The 19,260-nt window shown below is 47.9% G+C and carries 16 protein-coding genes and 2 pseudogenes; 9 read left to right on the plus strand and 9 right to left on the minus strand.

Translation table 11 applies throughout. From position 1 onward, the window contains the following. Positions 1 to 120: 120 nt before the first annotated feature. Positions 121 to 1,035 (minus strand): FecR family protein, encoded by a 915-nt coding sequence (locus DW083_RS03510; RefSeq protein WP_233551742.1) that lies wholly within the window; start codon positions 1,033 to 1,035, stop codon positions 121 to 123. Between the two features lie 356 nt (positions 1,036 to 1,391). Then, entirely contained in the window at positions 1,392 to 1,931 is a 540-nt protein-coding gene (locus tag DW083_RS03515; protein ID WP_199659137.1) for an RNA polymerase sigma-70 factor, read from the minus strand. 220 nt (positions 1,932 to 2,151) lie between these two features. On the opposite strand from DW083_RS03515, the gene DW083_RS03520 reads away from it, so the two are divergent. Then, positions 2,152 to 4,407 (plus strand): inorganic phosphate transporter, encoded by a 2,256-nt coding sequence (locus tag DW083_RS03520; protein WP_122331448.1) that lies wholly within the window; start codon positions 2,152 to 2,154, stop codon positions 4,405 to 4,407. A 6-nt stretch (positions 4,408 to 4,413) separates the two neighbouring features. Here DW083_RS03520 and DW083_RS03525 read toward each other — a convergent pair whose 3' ends face one another. Further along, entirely contained in the window at positions 4,414 to 5,292 is an 879-nt protein-coding gene (locus tag DW083_RS03525; RefSeq protein ID WP_122331449.1) for a hypothetical protein, read from the minus strand. Between the two features lie 331 nt (positions 5,293 to 5,623). Between DW083_RS03525 and DW083_RS03530 the strand changes: the two are divergent. The 4 genes and pseudogenes from DW083_RS03530 (at position 5,624) to DW083_RS03545 (ending at position 9,695) form a co-directional block, all read left to right on the plus strand. Then, a pseudogene (locus DW083_RS03530) lies at positions 5,624 to 6,801 on the plus strand (DUF5690 family protein). 35 nt (positions 6,802 to 6,836) lie between these two features. After that, positions 6,837 to 7,619 (plus strand): phosphonoacetaldehyde hydrolase, encoded by a 783-nt coding sequence (gene phnX, locus DW083_RS03535; protein ID WP_115498261.1) that lies wholly within the window; start codon positions 6,837 to 6,839, stop codon positions 7,617 to 7,619. A 50-nt stretch (positions 7,620 to 7,669) separates the two neighbouring features. Beyond that, positions 7,670 to 8,766: pseudogene (gene phnW / locus DW083_RS03540) on the plus strand (2-aminoethylphosphonate--pyruvate transaminase). Between the two features lie 215 nt (positions 8,767 to 8,981). Continuing rightward, positions 8,982 to 9,695: a phosphatase PAP2 family protein gene (locus DW083_RS03545; protein ID WP_233551750.1), complete on the plus strand. Its 714-nt coding sequence runs from the start codon at positions 8,982 to 8,984 to the stop codon at positions 9,693 to 9,695. 6 nt (positions 9,696 to 9,701) lie between these two features. On the opposite strand, the gene DW083_RS03550 is transcribed toward DW083_RS03545, so the two are convergent. Continuing rightward, positions 9,702 to 11,219: a GH3 auxin-responsive promoter family protein gene (locus DW083_RS03550; protein WP_122331522.1), complete on the minus strand. Its 1,518-nt coding sequence runs from the start codon at positions 11,217 to 11,219 to the stop codon at positions 9,702 to 9,704. Between the two features lie 108 nt (positions 11,220 to 11,327). Between DW083_RS03550 and DW083_RS03555 the strand changes: the two genes are divergently transcribed. Next, on the plus strand, positions 11,328 to 12,341 hold the full coding sequence (locus tag DW083_RS03555) for an ATP-dependent 6-phosphofructokinase (protein WP_122331451.1): 1,014 nt from the start codon (positions 11,328 to 11,330) through the stop codon (positions 12,339 to 12,341). 17 nt (positions 12,342 to 12,358) lie between these two features. On the opposite strand, the gene rnc is transcribed toward DW083_RS03555, so the two are convergent. Genes rnc through DW083_RS03570 form a run of 3 tightly spaced genes read right to left on the minus strand, consistent with a single transcriptional unit; the run spans position 12,359 to position 14,804 of the window. Continuing rightward, positions 12,359 to 13,279 carry a ribonuclease III gene (gene rnc, locus DW083_RS03560; RefSeq protein ID WP_122331452.1) on the minus strand — a complete coding sequence of 307 codons (921 nt, stop codon included), beginning with the start codon at positions 13,277 to 13,279 and terminating at the stop codon, positions 12,359 to 12,361. Between the two features lies 1 nt (position 13,280). Then, entirely contained in the window at positions 13,281 to 14,546 is a 1,266-nt protein-coding gene (fabF, locus tag DW083_RS03565) for a beta-ketoacyl-ACP synthase II (protein ID WP_122331453.1), read from the minus strand. 21 nt (positions 14,547 to 14,567) lie between these two features. Continuing rightward, entirely contained in the window at positions 14,568 to 14,804 is a 237-nt protein-coding gene (locus DW083_RS03570) for an acyl carrier protein (protein ID WP_005639879.1), read from the minus strand. A gap of 154 nt (positions 14,805 to 14,958) precedes the next feature. Here DW083_RS03570 and purN point away from each other — a divergent pair, with 154 nt between their 5' ends. Beyond that, positions 14,959 to 15,522 carry a phosphoribosylglycinamide formyltransferase gene (gene purN / locus DW083_RS03575; RefSeq protein WP_122331454.1) on the plus strand — a complete coding sequence of 188 codons (564 nt, stop codon included), beginning with the start codon at positions 14,959 to 14,961 and terminating at the stop codon, positions 15,520 to 15,522. Here purN and DW083_RS03580 read toward each other — a convergent pair. Further along, positions 15,500 to 16,057 carry an epoxyqueuosine reductase QueH gene (locus tag DW083_RS03580; RefSeq protein ID WP_122331455.1) on the minus strand — a complete coding sequence of 186 codons (558 nt, stop codon included), beginning with the start codon at positions 16,055 to 16,057 and terminating at the stop codon, positions 15,500 to 15,502. The two genes, purN and DW083_RS03580, sit on opposite strands and share 23 nt — an antisense overlap. A 367-nt stretch (positions 16,058 to 16,424) precedes the next feature. Between DW083_RS03580 and frr the strand changes: the two genes are divergently transcribed. Both frr and rsgA read left to right on the plus strand, forming a co-directional pair. Then, positions 16,425 to 16,988, plus strand: a complete 564-nt coding sequence (gene frr / locus DW083_RS03585; RefSeq protein WP_115500352.1) for a ribosome recycling factor — start codon at positions 16,425 to 16,427, stop codon at positions 16,986 to 16,988. Positions 16,989 to 16,995: 7 nt separating this feature from the next. Then, a complete protein-coding gene (gene rsgA, locus DW083_RS03590; RefSeq protein ID WP_122331456.1) occupies positions 16,996 to 17,928 on the plus strand; it encodes a ribosome small subunit-dependent GTPase A in 933 nt (310 codons plus the stop codon). 6 nt (positions 17,929 to 17,934) lie between these two features. Here rsgA and dgt read toward each other — a convergent pair whose 3' ends face one another. After that, positions 17,935 to 19,260 (minus strand): dGTP triphosphohydrolase, encoded by a 1,326-nt coding sequence (gene dgt, locus DW083_RS03595; protein WP_122331457.1) that lies wholly within the window; start codon positions 19,258 to 19,260, stop codon positions 17,935 to 17,937.

Raw genomic sequence — 19,260 nt, forward strand, 5'->3', positions numbered from 1 at the left:
TCCACAATGTTTGGTCGCGGAGCGGAAGAAGCGGGATATTAAATTTAAAGACTTAAAACCGGTTGTGCTTTCAAGTATGACCGGTTTTTTTAGGTTAACGCTGGTGTTATTCCATAGGCATTATCTTTTTTTAAGTGTTACATATTGGATATAATAGACTCCGTTGCTGTTGCTCCACCGAATAGGCAGACTGCGGGAAATTACTTTCAATATCTGTTCGATACTCTGTTCTTTGCTGAATGTGCCGGAAACTGTTACGGTCGGCTTCTTCAACTCTTCGTTGTCGATTTCGATATCTACCTTGTATGTGTTTTTCAGTTCTTCAATCAGCTCGATAAATGGGATCGATTTATATTTTAGCAGCCCGTCTTTCCAAGAGGTAAAGGTGTCTGTGTCAACATGCTTGATACCAACTTTGTTAGTCGATCGACTGAAAGTCAATTGTTGGTTCGGTGTCATGACGATGTTCTGTTTGGCTCCTTCGAAACGGATGGAACCTTCTACTAAAGTAGCCGTGATATCGTCAGAGTCCGAATCTGCTTTGACATTGAAATGCGTACCTAATACGATGATAGAGGCGCCGTTCATCTCTACTTGGAAAGGTTTCTCCGGATTTTTTGCAACCTCGAAATAAGCTTCCCCTTCCAATTTGACATCACGTTTGTTTTTCCCATATTTATCGGAATAGCTCAAGCGGCTGTTTTTGTTCAAAGTGATGACTGTACCGTCTTCTAATGTGAAGTTGGATTTATGTTCGTCTGTCAGCAGTGTGTAATATTCCGACACATGATTATTAGTATAATAAAAGAGGAATGCGGTGGAGAAAATGAACAGTAAGGTGACGGCTGCAATAAGAGGAACATAACTTTCCCATGACTGTCTTTTTCTGTTGTGCCTGTCCTGAACCTTGATTTGTTGGAGCAGCTTTTCAGCTGAGAAAGCAGGGGTAATGGATTGTTTGAATGCGACATCCGCATCCCAATAATTTTTGAGCCGACGAAATTCTTCCCGATTATTTTCGTTATCGTTCAGCATTCGCTTAACGAAAGGATGTCCTCCGAAGTGCTTTCTCCGCTCAGGACACGTGCAATTATATGGTTTATTTTGTTTTCCATTTTATGTGTTTCTATAAATATAGTCGCATCAACAAAAAAAAACCCTTAGTCGTCTTGGAAAAAATATGTAGGGATGCCGGAGGTATAAGCCGGTTCGGGTTGCTGTTTATGTCCATGTAGGAATGGATGGACTGGCATGTAGAGGTTGTCCCGCGCCATCTGCTATTCATGTTACAGCCGTGAAACAAAAGAAAGATAACTGTAACATAGAAGGAAGACAGTTGTGACATGAAAGGAATACAGTTGTAACATGCAATAGGGGACGGATCAAAAATGTTAAATTGAAGTATCTTCAGCCAATGCTTCCCGTAGTTTCCGGACAGCGTTGGCCAGGTGTGCTTCCAGGGTTTTGACGGAGATGTCGAGGATGTCGGCGGCTTCCTTGTATTTGAGCTTGTCTTCGCGGATGAGCTTGAATGCGACCTTGCATTTTGCGGGCAGGGATTCGATTGCCATATTCAGGCGTTTAATCCCTTCCTGGCTGATGAAGTCTTCTTCGGGAGTCGTTTCGGTAGAGGTGAACAAGTCGATGGATACTTCATCAAGAGATATCTTTTCCATGTTCTGTTTGCGATAGTAGCTGATCGCTTTGTGGCGGGCAATGGTATAAATATAGGAATCGAAGTTTGCTACGCCGGGGAGTTGCTGGCGGCTGTTCCAAAGGGCCAGGAATGTATCGGAGACGATCTCTTCGGATTCTGTCGGCGATGAGACATACAGGCTTACGAACCGCATTAACCGTCCGAAATAGGACATGTAAAGCGATTTAAGAGCCGTTTGCGAGTCAGACAGAGCCATCTCGCAAACCCATTGCATGATATTGTCTCGATTCTCTCCCAAATATGAGTAAGATTAACAATGTTCTATATAAGTAGTCGCGAATGTAGAGAAAAACCCTTAGCCTGGATAACATTATTTTCGGATTAACTGTTTTCAAATGCAAGTAGTCATGATTGTAACAGGTTTGTAACATCTATGTCATTTGTGCGTAATATTTGTTTCAGACCTTTGCAACCAAATAAGATAACAAGCAATTATGGAGACATTCTATCTCTTTCTGATTATTTTCCTCTTTATACTGGCAATATTCGATTTGTCTGTCGGAGTTAGTAATGATGCGGTGAATTTTTTGAATTCAGCAATAGGATCGAAGGCTGCATCGTTTAAAGTTATTATGGTGATTGCTGCTGTCGGCGTATTCGTCGGCGCTTCACTTTCCAACGGCATGATGGATATTGCCAGGCACGGAATTTACCAGCCGCAACATTTCTTCTTCTCGGAGATTATGTGCATTTTGCTGGCTGTCATGTTGACCGATGTGGTGTTATTGGATATTTTTAATTCCTTAGGGATGCCGACGTCGACAACCGTCTCATTGGTTTTCGAGCTATTAGGCGGTACGGTTGCGATTTCATTAGTCAAGATAGCCAATTCGAACGGTATGCTGCAACTGGGCGATTTATTGAATACGGATAAGGCGTTTACGGTGATATTGGGTATTTTCCTTTCCGTGGCAATCGCTTTCTTCTTCGGGACAGTTGTGCAATATATTTCGCGTCTGATTTTTACGTTTAACTATAAGAAGCACGCTAAATATTTCGTGGGCCTGTTTGCCGGTCTGGCTGCCACGTCCATTCTTTATTTTATGCTGATAAAGGGATTGAAGTCGAGCTCTTTTATGGAAGGCGACCTGAAGGATCTGATTTATGGAAATACGGATAAGGTGGTATGGGGAGCTTTCATCTTCTTTACGATCCTGATGCAGGTGTTGTATTGGTTGAAAGTAAATGTATTCAAGGTTGTGATCCTGATGGGTACGTTTGCGCTCGCACTTGCTTTTGCCGGGAATGACCTGGTGAACTTCATCGGTGTTCCCCTGGCCGGTTATTCTTCTTATATGGATCTGATGGCACAGGGTGGGACGACCACGACGAATACATTTCTGATGGAATCTTTGCTCGAACCGGCTAAGACGCCCTGGTATTTCCTGTTTGGTTCCGGTATTGTGATGGTCATCGCGCTTGCAACTTCAAAGAAGGCGCATAATGTGATGAAAACATCCCTCGATCTTTCCCGCCAGTCGGAGGGAAACGAAAACTTCGGGACATCTCCGGTTGCACGTACGCTGGTCCGTACCTGCAACAATATATCCAATACGATTCTGAGCGTTGTCCCTCCACGTATGAAGGACTGGATAGACAGCCGTTTTGACAACAGCGAAATGATTCTTGAGGATAAGGCCAGCTTCGACCTGGTCCGTGCTTCCGTCAATGTGGTGCTTTCCGGTTTGCTGATTGCTGTCGGTACTTCGTTGAAGTTGCCGCTGTCTACGACTTATGTGGCTTTCATGGTGGCGATGGGTAGTTCGTTAGCTGACCGTGCCTGGGGACGTGAGAGTGCTGTCTACCGTATTACCGGTGTGCTTTCCGTGATCGGCGGTTGGTTCATTACGGCGGGAGCGGCTTTCACAATCTGTTTTATCGTTGCTTTGCTGATCCATGTCGGAGGTATTGCGGCTATGGCTGCAATGGTCGGATTGGCTGTTTATATGCTGATTCGCAGTCATCTTACCTATCGCAAAAAGATGAAGAAAGAAGCGATGCAGCAAGAGGTCGATTCTACGATTTCCAAACTGCGTGAGACGACGGATAAGCGCGAGGCTCTTTCCCTGTTCCGCGAACATAGCCGCGAAGAACTCTGCAATGTCCTGAACTTTGCATCGGATGCTTTCAACCGTTCCGTTCATGGCTTTATGGATGAGAACCTGCGTGAGCTTCGTAAGGTGATGGGTGCGGTCGAGGAGAAGAAGAGCTACCTGAAGCAGGTGAAACGTGTCGGAACGCTGGGCGTGACTCAGTTGGAACATGATATTGCGATCGATAAAGGATTGTACTATTATCAGGGAAATGACTTTGCGAGCGAGATCATATTCAGTATCCGCCGTCTGACGGAACCGGGCAAAGAGCATGTCGATAACCATTTCAGTCCGTTGAGCGAGGTGCAGAAAGAGGATTTCGGAAAGATGACCGACAATATTGTGTCTTTCCTCAAACGTGGCGCCGCCATGATTGAAAGCAACGATTACCACCGCCTGGATGACCTCGTTGCCGAATCGACTGAACTGAATGCAGGGCTCACGCTCCTGAAGAAAGAGGAACTGAAGCGTATCCAGGGACAGAGCGGAAGCACGAAAGTGAGCATGGTGTACCTGAATATGGTGCAGGAGGCGCAGAATGTGGTTGCATTTACGACGAATCTGTTGAAGGTTAGCCGCAAGTTCCAGAAAGAATAATGGATGTTATAATGATAACATTTTCTTCTCTTTAATCAAATCGGTTTCGTTCATTTGGAGGGACGGTACGGTACACATTTTGATGTAATCGCCTGTCTGGCAGGTGTAGTCGTAATAGGCTTGCTGTTCGGGCGTGAAGTCCTCCTTTTGAACCAGACCACTTTCCATAGTTAGGAATTCTTCTGTATCCGTGCTGTCGGACTCCTTGATTAGCAGGATACGGCGGGCAACCGGGTTTCGGTTGTAGTCAAGGCCGATATACAGGCCGCGCAGTTGCCGGGGATTCCGGAAGAAGGGGATCTGCAGGTAGACTGTAACTAATGTAAATTGCGGGGACGGGTTTTCGCTGAACATGCAATAGAAATTCTGCGGGTCGCCGATGACGCCCATTCCCCATTGTGCTTCCCCATAGGCGTTCAGCCGCCCGATACGGATATGCTCTTTGTTCTCCGACAGGTTGATGATGAAAGGTTCTACTTTCAGGCAGTCCGACGAGGATGAAAGGCTGTAACTGGTGTAAAGCCCGCATATATTGTCGACCCGGTGAATCGATAGTTGCACCTCTTCTTGTAAATGTTCAAGGAAAGGGTTTGCTTTCCGGGTGTCGTTTACGGCAGGTTCCAGTTTATCTAATCGCTCCAATAAATCCGGGAGGATGGAAAGCAATCTGCGTTTGGAAATATTGTTGACCAGAACGAGTGCATGTTCCAAAGCTTCTTCCTGCGGACAATTTTTCAGCCCCTCAAAATAGGCCGGGAGCACTGTCGTATATAAAGAAGACAGGATACTGGGAGCCATTTCGGCGCAGTCGGCTATCTCTTTCATTTTTACCCCGTTGTTTCGCAAATATTCTATTCGTTGATAGAGTTCCAGGAAGTCGTCCATATTGTTTTTTGTTTACTGTTTTTGTATTGCAAAATAAGTACAGGCATATTGCATTTGCGTTACATGAATATTACATAAATATTGCTTTATAAATCATTGATTTATAGTGGGTATTAATAATAAACATTCATGTTTTCAGTAATATTGTTGTAATATGCCGCCTGTACTTTTGCTGCCGTAAACAAAATGACAGCATGTTATGAACAGACGGTTTTCCGATTTTCTTTTTATCCTTTGGGCAGGCGGTGCCGCTCTTCTTTCTTACTCATTGGTCTATGCCTTGCGCAAACCGTACACGGCAGCAGCTTTTGTGGATGTCGATTTCTTCGGAATGGATTATAAGGTAGTCGTGACGATTTCCCAGATATTGGGGTATGTGATTTCCAAGTTTATGGGGATTAAGCTCATCTCCGAATTGAAACGGGAAGAACGTCTGAAATTTATCTTGATGTCTATTGTCATGGCGGAACTTTCGTTAGTGTTTTTCGGGTTGCTTTCCGCTCCTTATAATATTGCGGCGATGTTCCTGAACGGCCTTTCGTTAGGTTGTATGTGGGGTGTAATCTTCAGCTTTATCGAGGGACGGCGGATGACGGATATCCTGGCAAGCCTCTTAGGTGTCAGCATGGTGATCAGTTCGGGTACGGTCAAGTCGGCGGGGCTTTTCGTGATGAATAACCTGCATGTGAATGAGTTCTGGATGCCTGCATTGATCGGTGCGGTGGCATTGCCGATTCTGGCACTGTTAGGATATGTACTGAACTGTTTGCCGCAGCCTACCGAAGAAGATATTGCGATGAAGTCGGAGCGGGCTACGCTGAACGGGAAACAACGCTGGGAATTGTTCAGGAACTTCATGCCCTTTCTTCTGATGTTGTTTGTTGCCAATATCGCGATTGTGGTGTTGCGCGATATAAAAGAGGATTTCCTTGTGAATATCATAGATGTCTCCAACTATTCTCCTTGGCTTTTTGCCCAGATCGACAGTGTGGTGACGCTCATTATCCTGGGGATATTCGGGTTGATGGTCTTTGTAAAGGACAATCTGAAAGCCTTTCCATTCTCTTTTGTCTGATTATTACGGGGATGATCGTGATGTCTGTCGTCTCTTTCGGGCAGGAGCGGTTCCGGCTGTCTCCCGTTGTCTGGCTCTTTATCCAGAGTCTTTGCCTGTATATTGCTTATCTTACTTTCCAGACGATTTTCTTCGACCGGTTCATTGCCTGTTTCAAGATTCACGGGAATGTGGGATTTTTTATTGTGACGACGGACTTCTTAGGATACACCGGGACGGTGCTTGTGCTCGTACTGAAGGAGTTTTGTAATCCCCATATCGATTGGGCTGTGTTTTACAACCAGTTTGCGGGGTATGTCGGTATTTTCTGCTGCATCACCTTCATCTGTTCCTTTGTATATTTGCACCAGCGTTTCCGGAAGGAAAACGGCTTGACAGTCAAAAGCGACGAGGTGTTTGATGCGACTCCACAGAATGCCATCACTATGGCTTGATGAATGAATAAGTATAATATTGAAATAAGTAAGTTATGAAAAAGATTTCGTGTGTGATTATGGACTGGGCCGGAACGGCTGTCGATTTCGGCTGTTTTGCTCCTCTGAATGCCTTCCTGAAAGTTTTCTCCGAAGAAAAAGGAGTTGATATAACCTACCGCCAGGCGCGTGAGCCGATGGGGCTGTTGAAAATAGACCATATCAAGGCGATCCTGAATATGCCAGAAGTGACAGACAAATTCCGGGCGCGTTATAACCGCGATTGGAACATGGATGACGTGAACGAGATGTACCGGAGTTTTGAAAAGCACCTCTTTGCCTCTCTCCGCAACTTTACGGATCCGATCCCCGGCGTGTTGGAAACGATGGAAGTGTTGCGCGGACAAGGCATCCGGATCGGTTCGACCACTGGCTATACGCAGGCGATGATGGATGTGGTTCGTCCTGACGCTGCCGCCAAAGGATATGTGGTGGATAATCTGGTTACTCCGGATGATGTCCCTGCCGGGCGTCCTGCTCCGTATATGATCTATAAGAATATGATCGACCTGGCTATCCCTTCCGTTGACAATGTGGTGAAAGTGGGCGATACGATTGCCGATATCAAGGAAGGGCTGAATGCAAAAGTCTGGAGTATAGGCATCGTTACCGGCAGCAACGAAATGGGCTTGACAGAAAAGGAATACAATCATCGTTCCGCCGACGAACTGGCAGAATTGAAACGGGAAGTTCGCCAACGGATGCTGAACGCCGGTGCCCATTTCGTCCTCGACAACATCACGGAACTCCCGGCTTGCATCGAAAGAATTAATCGGTAAATCATCATTTAGTTATCACAATAACATCACAAAAACATAATAAAAACATCATGAATACAAAACGAAACTATCTATTGCTTACCCCCGGCCCTTTGAGTACGTCCGAAACGGTTCGTGAAGCCATGTTGCAGGACTGGTGCACGTGGGATAAAGATTATAACGAAGGAATAATCACTCCGATTCGTAAAGGCTTGTTGCTATTGCCGGTCTGGATGAGGATGAATATACAGACGTCTTGTTGCAAGGAAGCGGCACGTATTGTGTGGAAGCGACTATCGGTGCTGCCGTAAAACCGACCGATAAACTGTTGATCCTGGCAAACGGCGCTTATGGGAAACGGATGGCTCAGATTGCCGGATATTATCATATCGACCATGTACTGGTTTCTTTGCACGAAACCGAATTGATCACCGGTGAAGTGGCCCGTCAGGTACTCGAAGCCAATCCGGGCGTCACTCATCTGTCGATGGTGCATAGCGAAACAACCACCGGCTTGCTGAATCCGATCGAGGAGGTGGCAGAGGTGCTGAAAGGCCGTGACATCACCTTTATTGTCGATGCGATGAGCAGCTTCGGCGGTGTGCCTATCGATATGAAAGGGCTGGGCATCGACTTCCTGGTCAGCAGTGCCAACAAATGCATCCAAGGCGTTCCCGGTTTCGGCTTTATCATCGCAAAGAAGGATAAATTGGTCGCAACGAAAGGCAATGCCCGTTCCCTCTCGCTCGATATCTATGCACAATGGGAAGCGATGGAGAAAGGCAGCGGCAAATGGCGCTTCACTTCTCCCACACATGTGGTACACGCGTTCTATCAGGCCATGAAGGAACTGAACGAAGAAGGCGGCATCGCAGCCCGCTCGGAACGTTACAAAAAGAACCACCGCACGTTGGTCGACGGCATGCGCGCCTTAGGCTTCGAGACCTTGCTGCCCGATGCCTCGCAGGGCCCGATCATCACCTCTTTCCGTTATCCTTCGGCCGGCTTTGATTTCGCCTCTTTCTACGAACAGTTGAAGGCAAAAGGGTTCGTTATTTATCCGGGTAAGATTTCCGACGCCGACACTTTCCGTATCGGAAACATCGGCGATCTGTTCCCTGACGATATGAAAGCCCTTTTGCAGGCGATTCAATCGATAAGTTATTAAAATAGTAAATGTATGGTTGTGAGCTAAGGAGAATTTCGTTTCTTTGCAACCGAAAATCAATACACAGTTTCGTGAAATATTTCGTTTGCATTTTACTGTTCTTATTTCAGTTCACAATAGAAAAGGCAGCCGCTGTCTCTGTCCCCGCGCTTGACGCGGGGCCGCAAGATGAGCGGCTTTATCAATTAAAGCCCGATACGGCAGGCTTTGATGCGATCCCGCGTCAGGCGCGGGAACAGGTCGCGGCTTCCGATACCCTTCGGCAGCGCATGCGGGTCGTGCAGTATAAGTTCAATCCGAAAAGCCTGATTCTTCCGGCATCCCTGATTACAGTCGGAGCTGTCGGCACGGCGATAGACGGGATGAACGATTTCCATCTTTTCTCGCGCAAAGATTCCGTGAAGCAAATCCGCATAGATGATTATATGGAATGGGGAATGTTAGGTTGGGTGTTTATCTGCGACCTGATGGGGAAGGAGAAACACAATTGGGTGGACCAGCTTTGCTTGGTTGTCATCGCCGAAGGATTTAATGCCGCCATGACACGGACAGTTAAATATGCGGTCAACGAAATCCGTCCCGATGGCGGACCGCATTCTTTTCCCTCCGGACATACCGCCAATGTTTTTTTAGGTGCACATGTTGCCTGGAAAGAGTTTAAAGACAGCAGTCCGGTGTTGGCTTATTCAGGTTATGGCTTGGCCACGCTTGTCGCCTGTTCCCGCCTGTATAACAACCGTCACTGGGTGGCGGATGTGGTTGCCGGAGCCGGTTTCGGCATCCTTTCCGTCGAGCTTGCCTATCTGACCTATTTCCCGATCCGCAACGCGATTGCCCGCCGGATCAACCTGAAAGCCAGCGACCGCCTGGTTATAGCCCCGACGCTGTCTCCCGAGGGCGGTGGTCTTTATCTTTCCTGGAAATTTTAGGATATCTTATTCCGTTTCGCTGATGCGGATCAGTTCTTCGATGAATGTCCGCTCGTTGCTAAGGCGGGGAATCTTGTGCTGGCCGCCTAATTTCCCTTTCATGCGGAGCCACTCGTAGAACGTGCCCTCGCGTGCAACTATAATTTCCAATGGCTGAAGCGAAATCTCCTTGTAGCGTTTGGCCTCATAGTCGGAGTTGAGCTGTTGCAGCGTCTTGTCTAACAAAGCGGCAAAATCATCTAACGAAGGCGGCATCTTCTCGAATTCGACCATCCATTGATGGCGGCCTTTTGCCTTGTCGAGCATAAAGAGGGGAGCGGCGGTGTATTCTTTCACTTTTGCTCCGGTCAGGCGCGAGACAGTACTGATCGCTTTGTCGGCATTGTCCACCATCAACTCTTCGCCGAAGGCATTGATATAGTTCTTGGTACGTCCCGAAATCACGAACTTGTGCGGATGAAGGGAGGTGAAACGGACGGTGTCACCGATCTGGTATCGCCAAAGACCGCCGGATGTGGTAATCACCATCGCATAGTTCTTGCCGACCTCGACGGCTTCCAACGGAAGGACAGTCGGGTTGTCGCTGCCCACCTCATTGATCGGGATAAATTCATAGAACACGCCGTAGTCGATCATCATCAACAGGCTGTGCTCATCCGGATCGTCCTGCAAGCCGAAGAATCCCTCCGAAGCGTTGTAGGTTTCCATGTAATGCATCCGGTCCGAAGGGATCAGCGCCTTGTATTGGTCGCGATAGGGCTCGAAGCTGATGCCGCCGTGGAAGAATACCTCCATATTCGGCCAGACATCGGTCAGGTATTCCCGTCCGGTCTTTTTCAGCATCGCCTTGATCAGGACCAGCATCCAGGAAGGGACGCCGGAAAGGCTGTTCACATCGGCCCGGCAGGTGCTTTCGACGATCGCCTTGATCTTGCTTTCCCATTCGTCCATAAGGATGATTTTCTTGGCAGGGACGCGGATCAGGTTCACCAACGGATTCAGATTCTGCAACAAGACGGCCGAAAGGTCCCCGCAGTGTGCATTCCGGTTCAGGGGCGACGGACTGTGGCTGCCGCCTAAGATCAGGCCTTTGCTGGCGAAGAAATGGCTGTCGGGAGTGTTTCGTAGATAAACGGAGACGGTGTCGAAGCCGCCTTTATAATGGCACCCTTTCAGGATTTCAGGGGTGACGGGGAGGAATTTGCTTTTATCGTTCGTGGTGCCGCTGCTTTTCGCGTACCACCGGACGACCGAAGGCCAGAGTATATTCCTTTCTCCGTTTATCATACGGGTGACGTATGGTTTTATATCGTCGTAAGTCTGCAAGGGGATGCGCCGGCAAAAGTCGGCATATCCCTGAATGCGTTTATAGTCGTATTTCAAGCCCCACTCAGTGTTGCGGGCGGTAGATAGAAGGGATTGCAACTGGTTACGCTGGATAACGTCGGTTTCCTGCGCGAATCTTGCGATCTCTTTTTGCCGGGGGCGGAAGAGTAGTGATATCGTATTCGTTAGAATATCCATGCTCCTTTTATTTGTATTGCGTACAAATGTAGGCATTCTCTTTCTATTAATATCTTAAGATATGCATATTTTCCTATCTTTGTGCTACATACTTAATCCTGTATAACGATGAGAATAGGAATCCTTTCTTCCGGAGGCGATTGTCCCGGTATAAACGCAACGATTCGCGGTGTCGGCAAGACGGCCATCATGCATTACGGCATGGAAGTGGTCGGCATCCACAGCGGTTTCGTGGGCTTATTGAATAAAGATGTACAGACGTTCGACGAACGCAGCCTCTCCGGTATCCTGAATCTGGGTGGAACAATTTTAGGTACTTCCCGCGAAAAACCTTTCCGTAAACTGTTGGCTTCCGGCGAGAGCGAGAAGCCGCAGGTCATTATGCAGAATTATGAAGAGTTAGGCCTGGATTGCCTGGTCTGCATCGGCGGCAACGGGACACAGAAGACTGCCGGCATGCTTTCCGCCTTGGGGCTGAATGTGATCGGCGTACCGAAAACAATCGATAACGATGTCTGGGGAACGGATATTACGTTCGGCTTCGACACGGCCGTGAATATTGCAACCGAAGCGATCGACCGCCTGCATTCGACCGCCAGTTCCCACAAGCGTGTGATGGTGGTCGAAGTGATGGGCCATCATGCCGGATGGATCGCCCTTTATGCCGGAATGGCGGGAGGCGCCGATGTGATCCTGATTCCCGAATTAGGCTATGACCTGGAGAAGGTAAACGAGACGATCCTGGAACGTGCCCGTAAGGGCAAACCCTATTCGATCGTTGTCGTGGCCGAAGGCGTCGAGACGCCGAACAAAGAGCGTCCTTCCGTTTATGTGACGCGTGCCATTGAGGAGGCAACCGGCATCGAATGTCGTGATACGGTGTTGGGATATATCCAGCGCGGAGGCAATCCTTCGCCGTTCGACCGCAATCTGGCAACCCGCTTGGGCGGACATGCTACGGAATTGATTGCCGAGAGACGCTTCGGGCGCATGGTTTGCATGAAAGGAGATTGTGTCGAGTCAATTGCCCTGTCGGAAGTGGCCGGTAAACTGAAGCTGGTGACTCCGGACCATGATCTGATTGTGCAGGGGCAACGGATGGGAATCTCCTTTGGGAGTTGAAAATTGAAAGTTGAAAGTTAATTTTCGGCGGGGACGGCTTCTTGGGCGGTTTCCGCTTTTGTTTCTTCTGCACTTGCGGTCTCTGCGGATATTTCTTCCTGGCCGTTGTTTTCCATTGCCTCTTCGGGGAGTTCCTCAAATTCGTGCTCGGCCGTGTTCTCGCCGGTCTTCTTTTTCTTCAGTTCCGAGATGAATTGCTGGAAAGTCTTATCCGTACGCAGTTTCTTGATCGCCATCTTGGCGGCTGATTGCTGGGATTCTTTTTTCGAGTATCCGATGCCTACGCCGATCTGTGTGTCGGAAAGGGTTACACCCGTCTGGAATACCGGATTCCCGTCGTTGTCGGTAAACGATTCGATCAGGTCGAACGAGATTTCCAGTTTGTTCTTCTGGCTCCATTCAATCAGGCTCGATTTGAAGTTCACCTCTTTGCGGGCGATTGTATCGATGTCGATATATTTCTTGATCATCACATCCTGGATGAAATGATAGCACACTTTGTAACCCTGATCCAGATAGATGGCTCCGATCAATGCTTCAAGGGCGTTTCCATACATGTGATTGTTGTGGGAGCTTAGTTTGGCTGAGTAAACAACCATTTTGTCGAGTCCTAATTCGACGGCAATGCGGTTCAGTGTCTCGCGTTGTACGATTTTGGAGCGGGTATTGGTCAGGAATCCTTCCCGCTTGTTTTGGAAATGTTTATAAACGATATCAGCTACGATTGCATCCAATACGGCATCACCCAAAAACTCCAACCGTTCGTTATTCAGCCATCTGCCGTCACCGCTCTCAACCGAAGATGACTTGTGGAGGAAGGCCTGTTCATACAAGTGGATGTTTTCAGGGCAAAACCCAAGTATTTTATATAAAGAAGAATAAGGCTCCTTACCGATATTCTTGAGGAGCCTTATTCTTTTGTATAGCTTTGTAAACACGTTACTTCACAAATTTTTTAACAATCGCGCAGGCATTGTGACCGCCGAACCCGAAGGTGTTTGACAGTGCAGCCCGTACTTCTCTTTTTTGAGCTTTATTGAATGTGAAATTCAGTTTATAATCTATTTCCGGATCATCATCGCCATCGACGTGGTTGATCGTAGGAGGAACGATACCGTTCTGTATAGCCATAATGCAAAGCATTACTTCTATAGCTCCGGCAGCGCCTAACAGGTGACCTGTCATTGACTTGGTGGAGCTGATATTCAAGTTATAAGCATGATCTCCGAAGACTTCCTTGATCGCTTTTACTTCTGAAATATCACCTACCGGAGTCGATGTCCCGTGAACATTAATATAATCGATGTCTTCCGGTGTCATTTCCGCATCTTCCAATGCATTGCGCATAACCAACTTGGCACCTAATCCTTCAGGATGGGAAGCAGTCAGATGGTAAGCATCGGCAGACATACCGGTTCCGGCAATTTCGCAATATATTTTAGCTCCACGCGCCAAAGCGTGTTCCATTTCTTCCAATATCAGACAAGCACCGCCTTCACCCATTACAAAACCATCGCGGCTGGCACTGAACGGACGGGAGGCAGTCTCCGGAGAATCGTTGCGTGTGGACAGTGCATTCATCGAATTGAATCCACCTACGCCTGATTCCGAAATTGCGGCTTCCGCGCCACCTGTCACGATGACATTCGCTTTGCCCAAACGGATATAGTTGTATGCGTCACTGATCGCATTGGTAGAAGAGGCACAAGCCGAGACTGTCGCAAAGTTCGGGCCATGAAATCCATAAAGCATGGAGATATGTCCGGCTGCGATATCCGAAATCATCTTCGGAATGAAGAACGGATTGAACTTCGGACCGATCGTGTCTTTGGTCTTTGCATATCCTAATACTTCTTCATCGAATGTCTTGATACCACCGATACCAGAGGCGAAAATAACGCCGATACGGTTCTTGTCTTCCTTGTCCAAGTCCATTGCTGCGTCTTCGATCGCCTGCTTGGCTGCCTGTATTGCGAACAAGCTGTAGCGGTCGCACTTGCGGGCTTCCTTACGATCCATCACTGTCAACGGATCGAAGCCTTTAACTTCGCATGCAAATTGTGTCTTGAATTTGGATGCATCAAACTGAGTAATAGGCCCGGCTCCACTCTTCCCGTTGATAATACCTTCCCATGTTTCCGGGAGGGTATTACCAAGTGGAGTAATAGCTCCAAGACCTGTTACCACAACTCTTTTTAATTCCATACCTTTAATTAAAAGGATTGATTACTTCGCATTAGCTTCGATGTAAGCAATGGCGTCGCCTACAGTTGTAATCTTTTCTGCTTGATCATCGGGAATAGAAATACCGAATTCTTTTTCGAATTCCATAATCAGTTCTACAGTGTCAAGAGAGTCTGCTCCTAAATCGTTAGTAAAGCTTGCTTCGTTTGTAACTTCTGTTTCTTCAACACTTAATTTGTCAACGATGATAGCTTTTACTCTTTCAGCAACTTCAGACATAACTTTTTCAATTTAGATTAATAAATACGAATATACTTTTTAAATTTGCAGTGCAAAGAAAAGAATTTTTTATGTTACAAAACAAATTTAATGAGCTAAAAATGCGGAAAACTGCACATTTTTTCTTTTCTTGTGCACTAAAACAGGTAAAAACATGAAGAACATAGCCATTTTTGCTTCCGGTTCGGGTACAAACGCGGAAAATATAGCCCGATATTTCTCTAAAAGTGAAACTATTAAAGTGGCGGTTGTTTTGTCTAACAACCGGAATGTCGGCGTCCATGGGCGCGTAAACAAATTGGGAATCCCCTCTTTTGTTTTTTCGCGCGACGAGTTTGCCGAAGGGAGCGCCGTTTTGGCTAAACTGGCGGAGTACGATACGGACCTGATCGTCCTTGCCGGCTTTATGAATAAAATCTCCGACACCCTGTTGAATGCCTATCCGGGCAAGATTATCAACATCCATCCGGCCCTCCTGCCCAAATACGGCGGAAAAGGGATGTACGGGATGCATGTGCACGAGGCGGTAGTCGCCGCCGGCGAGAAGGAAACAGGCATCACCATACATTATATAGACGAACATTACGACGAAGGGACGACCATTTTCCAGGCAAAATGCCCCGTCCTTCCTTCCGACACCCCGGAAGAGGTCGCAACGAAGGTGCACGCCCTCGAATATGCCCATTATCCGCGCGTCATAGAAGATCTGTTGAGATAGAGGGGCGCATGGAAAATTCGCATCCGCAATATTGCTGGTTGTAGAAGCCGTTTTCGGCTAAGAGGATGCGTCGGCGTTCGCTTAGCCCGCCTTTGCGCCAGTTCTTTTCCCAAAATTCGACATCGGCAAATTCGGCCGCTGCTGCATGGCCGGCCTCTGCGATTTGTTCGAGGCTTTTCCAGCGCGAAGAGGCCAAGGTGGTGGCAAAGGTGTCGAAACCTCTTTCGTGCGCCATGCGTGCCGTCGCCCGTAGCCGCATCCTGAAGCACTGCCGGCAGCGTCCTCCCCGTTCCGGCTCATTCTCCAGGCCGCGGATCTCCTGCAACCAGCTCTCGTGGTCGTAATCTCCGTCGATGATTTCCAGCCCTAAGGATCGGGCGTAGCGGGTGCATTCGGATTTCCGGATATTGTATTCTTCCAGCGGGTAAATGTTCGGATTGAAATAGAATAACACCGGACGTATCCCGTTTTCCAGCAACCACTCTATAATGGCTGCCGAACAGGGCGCACAGCAGGTATGAAGTAATAAATGCATATCGGGACTGGGTTTGTTACGGGGTACGAATATAAGCAATTTTATTGGATTTTGGGAGTTGTGTCGCAAAATCGCCTAATGTATCCTGAACCGTAAATGCTGATTTATCGGTGCGTTTGCTCGTATTTACCGGACACAGACGGGCGCAGATTACGCAGAGGAACGCAGACTTATTTTCTTTTAAAACAATAAATGATCTGCGTTCGTCTGCGTTATCTGCGAAATCTGCGTCCGGTAATACAAACGTAGCGTCTTACCGATAAATCATCATTTATAAAGTCATAATCCTGCAAACTCTTTGCTGAATAAGAAAACTTTACTACTTTTGTTTATCCAAAAAACAGAAAACAAAAATATACAATCACTTATGGCAGATATAAAAGAGTATGTAAAGGCGGCAGAAGAGAAGATGACGTTTGCAATCGAGTATCTCGACGAGCAGTTGTCTCATATCCGTGCCGGTAAGGCAAATCCGAAGATTTTGGATTGCGTGAGAGTTATGTATTACGGTGCTCCTGTTCCTCTGACAAATGTAGCTACCGTAACGATTCCGGATGCAAGGACGATCATGATCACTCCTTGGGAGAAGAAGATCATCAAAGACATTGAAAAAGGAATCATGGATTCTGATGTCGGCATCACGCCTGAAAACAATGGCGAAGTGATTCGTTTAGGTATTCCTCCTCTGACGGAAGAACGTCGTCGCCAGCTGGCTAAACAGTCCAAGCAGGAAGCCGAAGCTGCCAAGATCAGCGTCCGTAACGCCCGTCGCGATGCAATCGAACAGCTGAAGAAGAGCATCAAGACCGATGGTACTCCCGAAGATGTGGAAAAAGATGCAGAAGCGGAAGTGCAGAAGATCCATGACAAATATATCAAGAAAGTAGATGAACTCTACGCAGCTAAAGAAAAAGAAATAATGACCGTATAGTAATAGCATGAGAGGATTGGTTGTTAAGAATACCGGTAGCTGGTATACCGTTCGCACCGATGACGGCCGCGATGTTGAAAGTAAGATCAAGGGGAATTTCCGTCTCAAAGATATTCGAACAACCAATCCTGTCGCGGTCGGAGACCGGGTCGATATCGACATTAATCCGGAAGGGACCGCTTTCATTACCGAGATCGAGGACCGGAAGAATTACATCATCCGCCGTGCCTCCAACCTTTCCAAGCAGTCGCATATCATTGCCGCCAATGTGGATCAGGCCATGCTGATCGTGACTGTCAACTATCCGATTACCACCACTGTCTTCATCGACCGCTTTCTGGCGACCGCCGAAGCTTACCGTGTCCCTGTAAAACTGGTGTTCAACAAGATAGACCGCTATAATGCCGAGGATATGGAGTTGCTGGCTGCGCTGACCAATCTTTATACGACGATCGGTTATCCCTGCTCCAATCTCTGTGCCCGTTCGGAAGAAGGACTGGATGCGCTGAAAGCCGATCTGCAAGGCAAGATAACCCTTCTGTCCGGCCATTCCGGCGTAGGGAAATCAACGATTATCAACAAATTAGTGCCGGGCGTCAACCTTCGTACCGGCGATATTTCCGAATATCATAACAAGGGAATGCATACGACGACTTTCTCCGAAATGATCCCGTTGCCCGATGGTGGTTATCTGATCGACACGCCGGGTATTAAAGGCTTTGGGACGATCGAGATGGAAGGTGCTGAAATCGCCCATTACTTTCCCGAGATATTCAAGTTCTCCGCCGACTGTAAATTCAATAACTGTTCCCACCGCCACGAACCGGGTTGTGCCGTGTTGCGTGCCGTGGAAGACCATTATATCAGCGAATCGCGCTACAAGAGTTACCTGAGCATCCTGGATGATAAACAGGAAAGCAAATACAGGGAAGAATATTGATCGGCTTTATACCGCCGGCAAGCTCATACCTGTGATCTTCCTATACAAGTCGAGGGCGTAAACGTCCGTCATACCTGAAATATAATCGAGTACGCATTGCACTTTGCCGTAGACGGTGGGTGCGTTCGTGTTGTATTGTTCCGGGATGCGCTGCAACAGGAGTTTACTGTAGGCGTGGTCCTGGTTCATGACGGCTTCCGTCAGGGTGTCGATCAGGTGGCTGAAGATGTGGTAACCGGCCAGTTCGATGTCTAACACTTCTTTGGCGCGGTATATCTTTTTATAGGCGGTGTCCGAACAGGTCTGATAGGCTTTCTTCGCCTGGTCGCAGATGTTGTCGATAAGTGGCGTGTTATAGGTCCCGTTTAGGATATCCTCTTCGTTTTCCAGGAAGATACGGGAACACTCGTCAACCAGCAGTCCGATGATGCAGGAGCGTAGATAGGCGATTTGCTCATTTGTATCGTCCACCATCTTCATGACGCGGGTGATATGATCGAGCCGCTCGCTTTCGAAGAAGTTCAGGAGCAGGTTGATGGCCTCTTCCGTTGTCAGGATATGCAGTTTGCAGGCATCCTCGATGTCCATGATCTGGTAGCAGATATCGTCGGCCGCTTCCACCAGGTAGACAAGCGGGTAGCGGACGAATTTGTCGGCGTCTTCCGGGTTCCGGCAAATGCCCAACTCGGCGGCAATGCGCAGATAAGCGTCTTCCTCCGACTGGAAGAAACCGAACTTGCCTTTCTTTCCGGCATAAACAGAAGAATAGGGATATTTGATGATGGAAGCAAGCGTGCTGTAGGTAAGGGCGAAACCACCCTTGCGGCGTCCGATGAACTGGTGGGTGAGCAGGCGCATGGCATTGGCGTTGCCTTCGAAGTGGAGGAAGTCGTCGTAACGCCCGTCCTCTTCAAGTATCTGTTCCTTTAATTTCCGTCCGTTTCCCTCGGAGAAGTAAGCCGAGATCGCCCGTTCGCCGGAGTGTCCGAACGGCGGATTACCCATATCGTGCGCCAGGCAGGCGGCGGAAACGATGGAGCCTATTTCCGGGAAGTTGACGCTTCCATCGGGGTATTTCTGCATCAGTCCTTTGGCTACATTGTTGCCTAAAGAACGTCCTACGCAGGACACCTCGAGACTATGTGTCAGACGGTTGTGCACGAAGATACTGCCCGGTAGCGGGAAGACTTGCGTCTTGTTCTGCAAGCGGCGGAAAGGGGAGGAGAAGATCAGGCGGTCGTAATCCCGCTGAAAGTCGGTACGTTCGTGTTTGCGTTCGTGATATTCCTCCATGCCGAAGCGTTTGCCGGAGAGTAATTGGTTCCAGTTCAT

Origin of the sequence: Parabacteroides sp. AF48-14 (genome assembly GCF_003477465.1) — a bacterium.
In the GTDB taxonomy this organism is placed as follows: Bacteria; Bacteroidota; Bacteroidia; order Bacteroidales; family Tannerellaceae; genus Parabacteroides; species Parabacteroides acidifaciens.

Excerpts from the sequence above, each read along its gene's own strand:
- phnX (WP_115498261.1), top strand. The coding sequence starts at position 6,837 with ATGAAAAAGATTTCGTGTGTGATTATGGACTGGGCCGGAACGGCTGTC.
- fabF (WP_122331453.1), bottom strand. The coding sequence starts at position 14,546 with ATGGAATTAAAAAGAGTTGTGGTAACAGGTCTTGGAGCTATTACTCCA.
- DW083_RS03555 (WP_122331451.1), top strand. The coding sequence starts at position 11,328 with ATGAGAATAGGAATCCTTTCTTCCGGAGGCGATTGTCCCGGTATAAAC.
- DW083_RS03525 (WP_122331449.1), bottom strand. The coding sequence starts at position 5,292 with ATGGACGACTTCCTGGAACTCTATCAACGAATAGAATATTTGCGAAAC.
- DW083_RS03510 (WP_233551742.1), bottom strand. The coding sequence starts at position 1,035 with ATGCTGAACGATAACGAAAATAATCGGGAAGAATTTCGTCGGCTCAAA.
- DW083_RS03520 (WP_122331448.1), top strand. The coding sequence starts at position 2,152 with ATGGAGACATTCTATCTCTTTCTGATTATTTTCCTCTTTATACTGGCA.
- rsgA (WP_122331456.1), top strand. The coding sequence starts at position 16,996 with ATGAGAGGATTGGTTGTTAAGAATACCGGTAGCTGGTATACCGTTCGC.
- DW083_RS03570 (WP_005639879.1), bottom strand. The coding sequence starts at position 14,804 with ATGTCTGAAGTTGCTGAAAGAGTAAAAGCTATCATCGTTGACAAATTA.
- frr (WP_115500352.1), top strand. The coding sequence starts at position 16,425 with ATGGCAGATATAAAAGAGTATGTAAAGGCGGCAGAAGAGAAGATGACG.
- DW083_RS03580 (WP_122331455.1), bottom strand. The coding sequence starts at position 16,057 with ATGCATTTATTACTTCATACCTGCTGTGCGCCCTGTTCGGCAGCCATT.
- DW083_RS03550 (WP_122331522.1), bottom strand. The coding sequence starts at position 11,219 with ATGGATATTCTAACGAATACGATATCACTACTCTTCCGCCCCCGGCAA.
- DW083_RS03515 (WP_199659137.1), bottom strand. The coding sequence starts at position 1,931 with ATGCAATGGGTTTGCGAGATGGCTCTGTCTGACTCGCAAACGGCTCTT.
- dgt (WP_122331457.1), bottom strand. The coding sequence starts at position 19,260 with ATGAACTGGAACCAATTACTCTCCGGCAAACGCTTCGGCATGGAGGAA.
- purN (WP_122331454.1), top strand. The coding sequence starts at position 14,959 with ATGAAGAACATAGCCATTTTTGCTTCCGGTTCGGGTACAAACGCGGAA.